Below are 5,429 nucleotides of genomic sequence, written 5' to 3' on the forward strand. Positions count from 1 at the left end.
AATGTCGTTTTTTCTAAAAACTTGGACATATAGTCGCCACAAACGGTTAAATGTCCAACTATGGTGAAGATTGTCTAATTATTTTGATTCAGTTGCAAACCCTACTCAATCCACTGTAGCATCATTTTACAACTTGGAAAACGGGAAGTGGTCTGACTCCATCACTGCAACAGTTAGTCAGTTAAACGCCTTTCAGATTGAACTGGCGCGGATATCCCAACAACATCAGAAAGATTTGCGACGTTACAGGCATTCCCCATCTGAATTTAGCCGAATTTTTCCTCCCAATCCAGGCATTAACTGCCAATACTGCCCATTTAATTCAATTTGTGAGTTTTCTGAACTTGAGGTTTCTGCATGACTGTTGCGCCCGTTTCTGTTTCTCAAGCTCCAACATCTTTAAGTGAAATTTTCCCACTCACGATCTTACAACCCAATTTGATGTGCTTTCGGCTGACTCCAGAAGTTGAACAACAGGATGGCAATCGTTTGGGCTTCCGTTTTAGTCGGAAGTTCCCTGAGATTATTGTTACCTGGCACAACGGATATTTTTTTGTTTTAGCTCAACCAGGTCAGCCTATGCCTAGCCAAGATAAGTGGCGAAAAGCCAAAACGGAAATTCAAGAGGAATTGAAAGAAGATATTGGCGATCGCTATTACTCAATTCAATGGGTACGCCAGCCACAAGCAACGCCTTTAATCCTTGCCCAGCTTGCTATTCAAGTATTAAAGGTAAATCGTCCCTTTGCACCTGTAACTGTTCGGGCGGATTCAGGAGTAGAAGTCATACGAGAACCTGATTTTTGGGCAGAAACTGTTGAATTGCCAGAGGGTTTAAAGCCTGCTCTGACTTTAACGATTCACAGCAGTATTGTATCAAGGGGTGATTTGGCTGACTTCTTGGAGAATCACCCTTATCGGCAAGACCCAGAGAAGCTTTTGATTGGTCTGAAAGTTCAAGAAATTGAACGGGGTGGTAGCTGTACCATTACTGGAATTGTCGGAACAGTTGGGGAACACAGAGAAGAACTAATCGAGAAAGCGACTGGTTCAATTAGTAAACAAAAACTTGAGGAAGCAGAAGACAATCAACCACTCGTTGCTGTGCAGTTTGGCAAGAACAAAAAGCAGTTTCACTATCCACTTATGGCTTTGCGTCCCTGCGTCACCGCCCAAACAGCTGAACAATTGCAAGTTAAATATGGAGAGTTGCTCAAGGCAACTAAAATTAGTCACTCAGAGCGACAAAAACTTTTAATTGAATATAAAAACCAAGCAGGCATTGCTCTAGCTGCTTATGGATTTCAGTTGGGGCGTAGTATCAACAGCCGTAATTACCCAACATTATTCTGGCAACCACCAGTAGCAATTGAGCAAACCCCACTCCTTTTTGGTAGAGGTGTTAAGGGTATTAGAGGTGAAGTCCTTAAAGGACTTTCTAAAGGTGGAGTTTACAGCCGTCATGATGATTATCGTCAACCATCAAGAGTAATTCGCATTGCCGCTTTGAAACTTTGCGATTTGAAGGTAGATAAATTTCTAGAGGAAGTTCGGCAAAGGTTGAAAACCTACGGATTTGAAAGTGAGATTGTTCACAGAAAAGCATTGCCTCAGTTAAGTGGCGCTGAAGCCAGGGCAGAACTGGAAAAAGCCATTGATAAATTGGAGAAAACTGTTAATGAATTAGTGACGGTTCCAACTGACATCTTTTTGACGTTTCTGCCCGTTATTGACCGCAGTGCCGATAATGAGGATGGCGGTAGTTTATATCAGCGGGTATACTCGCAGTTACTCAAACGTGGAATTGCTAGCCAGGTAATTTATTCTGATACATTTCGCAGTGTTGACCACCGACAAATTCTCAATCAGGTGATTCCAGGGATTTTGGCAAAGTTGGGGAATTTACCTTTCGTTCTGACTGAACCTTTAGAGATTGCTGACTATTTTATTGGGTTAGATATCTCCAGAGAGTCTAAGGAAAAGTTACCTGGAACTCTGAATGCCTGTGCAAGTGTGCGTCTCTATGATAGACAAGGGAAGTTTATTCGCTATCGCTTGGAAGATGCTTTGATTCCAGGTGAAGAAATCCCGCAACGACTTTTAGAAACATTACTTCCAGCAGTTGAACTGAGAGGAAAAACTGTTTTAATTTACCGGGATGGCTATTTTTGTGGTCAAGAAGTTGAGCATTTACTGGAATGGGCTAAAGCAATTAACTCAAAATTTATTTTGGTGGAGTGCAAAAAGTCTGGAATTCCTAGGCTTTACAACTTAAATCAACAAAAAATTGTGACTTCCCCAGAAAAAGGGTTGGCGCTTCGTTTATCATCCCGTGAAGCGGTTCTGGTAACAACTAAGGTTTCAGATCGGGTAGGTTTGGCTCGTCCTCTGCGTTTGACGGTGCGTGGAGAAGGACATCAAGTATCAATTGAAAGTGTTCTAGAAACCACTTTAAAACTGACATTGCTGCATCATGGGGCGTTACAGACCCCTCGGTTGCCAATGCCCCTTTATGGAGCAGACCGCATGGCTTATCTGCGTTTGAATGGGATTTATCCTACGAGTATGCTGTCAGGCGATCGCCAATTTTGGTTGTAGAGACCACCCATTGCTCCAAATGCATGAATTTGATTTATGAGTAACTCCTGCCATACGTCACCACGTTCGTAGCGGCGAATCAGATTTGATAGAGGCATGAGACAAGGACTGATGCAAAGTATTGCACTGGCGCAAGGAGCAGAAATTTGGCAGTGAGGGAGTGGACATTTTACCGGACATTCCCCAAATTCAGTGTGAAAAGCAATTTCGTTGCTACTCTTAAAAAACTGCAAACAGTAAACACGCTCTGTGAACTGCGTGTTTATGTATCAGTCAATGATTTCCAACTCGCTCTACGAATTTGATAATTGAGGTTTGAGATGGAGTCTTTAGCATGAAGATAAATATTGATGCCTTGCCAATAACGTTATTGGCAGCTGAAAATGCATTCAGTGATTTGATGGGGATAATTGCCAATAACGTTATTGGCAGCTGAAAATGCATTCAGTGATTTGATGGGGATGGTTGACAATAACGAATTACTTCCGTAGGAAGTAATTAAATTTTTTGTAACGAGCCTTGTTCCACAACCGCATCCTTCTTCTGACAATACTCCTCTTGATTTCAAGAAGTTCTAGCTTTAATGGGTAGCTGTAGCGATGCCTTCTGGTGCGTCGGCTTCACTTCGTGACGCTCCTTGATGTGCCAACGGCGGTACTCTTCGAGACCATCGCCTACTGCCGCGTTCCCATCCAACAAGCAATTAAAGTTCCATTCCCCCACCACCAATAGATTTCTGTTTCTGTTGCGCTTGTCTATTCAGTTGCTGTTGACTAATTCGTAGTTGTTCATTCCAAGTTTCACCCTGTTGGGGTTTGACTCTGGTTGCTTCTGGCAGTTGCTCCATCACTTGTTGAGCCAGCTTTTCCCCCGACTCACCAGCACCATAAGCCACAAAAATTTCACCGCCACGCGACATCAAGGAGTGCATTAACTCCATTGGCAGGGCATCAGTTCCATTTGTTGCTAAGTAGAGAGTGGGGACTTTGGGATTGGGGTACAAGGAAACTATTGACAAAACCTCAATAGGAGACTCTACTAGGGCAATTCTTTGCACGTCTCCCTGACCTAGCCCCACCCCAAACCAGCCTGATTCTCGACTTGAACCTAGTGCTAACCCATTAAAGTTAGTTCCCAAGAGACTGGCTCCCGTAACCCGACCGCGCCTAAGTTGTCCATCAGTGCAGTCCATAGCCTGTCGCAAGAATACAGCATTTCCTTGGGCATCAGCATAGATGCGCCCTACCGAGTGCGTCTTGTCCACCAAATTTTCTCTCAGTCCACAAGTCTCGACTAGGTAGCGTCTCAAGAGCGACCACTTATCTTCATCCGGTGCTGGTGGCTCAAACTGTGGAACGGTGTAGGTGGCAATAATATCCTCTGCTTGTCGTTGGGACTTAACTGTGGTGGCAGCGATCGCTTTTGTCTCCCCAAATCTATCAGCTAACCAGGCAACGCTTGAGGGGTAGTCATAGTCCATAACGTGCTGCACCAGTTCTATCGCACCCTCACCATCGGTTTGTGTCCCAGAGTCGGAGAACTTAGTTCCGTTTATTTCCAGCGCAATACCCGCACCAATCCACTGACTCTCCAAATCTTTATCGTCTGACAACCCAAGTTCATAAGCCACATCTTCTAGAGGAATGTCTTGCAGCTGTTCCTCAAATGAAGCTAGCTGCTTCTTGAGCTTGCGAATTTGTAATTGCAACCGCTGGTTTTGTTCCCTCAATCGGTCAGCTGACGCTTGTGCTGAAGAAGCAGTGGCTTCCATCTCCCTACGCTGACGTTCGGCTCTATCTCTATCTCTGGCTTTGTCGAGCAGCACGTCCATATCCAACGTATGGTCAGAGTTAATATTGCTGTAATATTGCTGGATGTCGATGTGCGTAGCCTTACTACCTCTTATCCCCCGTTCTAAACCAAGTGGTTGCATAGCCGAGGCATAGTCATCTTGCCATTTCCTCAAAAGTTTAGGAGAGCCAAAGATGCCATTACAGTTGAGTTTGCCTTTTTCGTCAATGGGAACCAAATGAGCCTGAATATGGGGAGTGGCTTCATCGAGGTGCAGGACAGCGGACACAACGCGATCGCCAAATCGCTCACTCAACCACTGCTCGTTCAGCTTCACCCAGGCTTCTAGTCTGTCATCCTCATACACCCCTGCTTCCGCCACATTGTCGTGACGAAAATATTCTGGAGAGGCAGCCAGTAACATATCTACACAAAGCACTGCATTCTTACGAATCGTTTGCTCATTTATGCGATCGCGCACAGCCTGCACTAAATCCTGTTTAGGATTGCCAATCAGCCAGATATTTTCTTGATTGGGGTCAGCATTAAGTGTTTCTCTGGTACGCTGGGCGTGACCAGCACTGCCAGCAATTTGTCCCCAAGTTTTTTGCTTCTCAATGCGAAAGATTGCGTAAGCCATTGGCTTGTCCTCTATCAATCTCTCCTGTTTAATTGTGCTGTGGAGGAGTGTAAAAGCTGAATGATTTTACAAATTCCGTAGTAAGTATATTTATATTTATTATTATATTTGAGGGGGAGATGGTGAAGGCTTTCTTTGATCGTCGCTTTGCTCCAATTTCAAATCAAAAAATAATAGCTGAAATATAGATACGCTGTCTCCACAACCAGAGTGCGCTCATGGTAACGAGCGAATCTCTCCATGCTGCCGAATATGCTCCACTAGCATCTTGGTGTGACCACCTCCTTGCTCCAGATGCTGTGAACTACCTACACCGCCTGAGTACAGGTCGGTGTAGGCTTCTGGCACATTCTTAATGTTTCCAGAACTTCCTTAGAGGTACTATTAGTAGCAGAGTCAG

At 44.5% G+C, this 5,429-nt stretch carries 4 protein-coding genes; 2 read left to right on the plus strand and 2 right to left on the minus strand.

The annotated features are described in order from the left end of the window. Nucleotides 1-70 precede the first annotated feature (70 nt). Nucleotides 71-361 carry a hypothetical protein gene (locus AABK37_RS40210; RefSeq protein WP_432556975.1) on the plus strand — a complete coding sequence of 97 codons (291 nt, stop codon included), beginning with the start codon at nt 71-73 and terminating at the stop codon, nt 359-361. After that, nucleotides 358-2,598 (plus strand): Piwi domain-containing protein, encoded by a 2,241-nt coding sequence (locus AABK37_RS40215; RefSeq protein WP_432556976.1) that lies wholly within the window; start codon nt 358-360, stop codon nt 2,596-2,598. The genes AABK37_RS40210 and AABK37_RS40215 overlap by 4 nt, the downstream gene beginning before the upstream one ends. Nucleotides 2,599-3,162: 564 nt before the next feature. Here the strand turns inward: AABK37_RS40215 and AABK37_RS40220 are convergent. Together AABK37_RS40220 and mobV are read right to left on the minus strand one after the other, a co-directional pair. Continuing rightward, nucleotides 3,163-3,297: a hypothetical protein gene (locus AABK37_RS40220; RefSeq protein WP_432556977.1), complete on the minus strand. Its 135-nt coding sequence runs from the start codon at nt 3,295-3,297 to the stop codon at nt 3,163-3,165. A 4-nt stretch (nt 3,298-3,301) separates the two neighbouring features. Beyond that, nucleotides 3,302-5,029, minus strand: a complete 1,728-nt coding sequence (mobV, locus tag AABK37_RS40225; RefSeq protein ID WP_432556978.1) for a MobV family relaxase — start codon at nt 5,027-5,029, stop codon at nt 3,302-3,304. Nucleotides 5,030-5,429: the final 400 nt, after the last annotated feature.

The sequence above is a fragment of the Tolypothrix sp. VBCCA 56010 genome (assembly GCF_050875635.1).
Taxonomy (GTDB): Bacteria; Cyanobacteriota; Cyanobacteriia; order Cyanobacteriales; family Nostocaceae; genus Hassallia.

Coding starts and splice junctions, on each gene's coding strand:
- AABK37_RS40215 (WP_432556976.1), top strand. CDS start 358: ATGACTGTTGCGCCCGTTTCTGTTTCTCAAGCTCCAACATCTTTAAGT.
- mobV (WP_432556978.1), bottom strand. CDS start 5,029: ATGGCTTACGCAATCTTTCGCATTGAGAAGCAAAAAACTTGGGGACAA.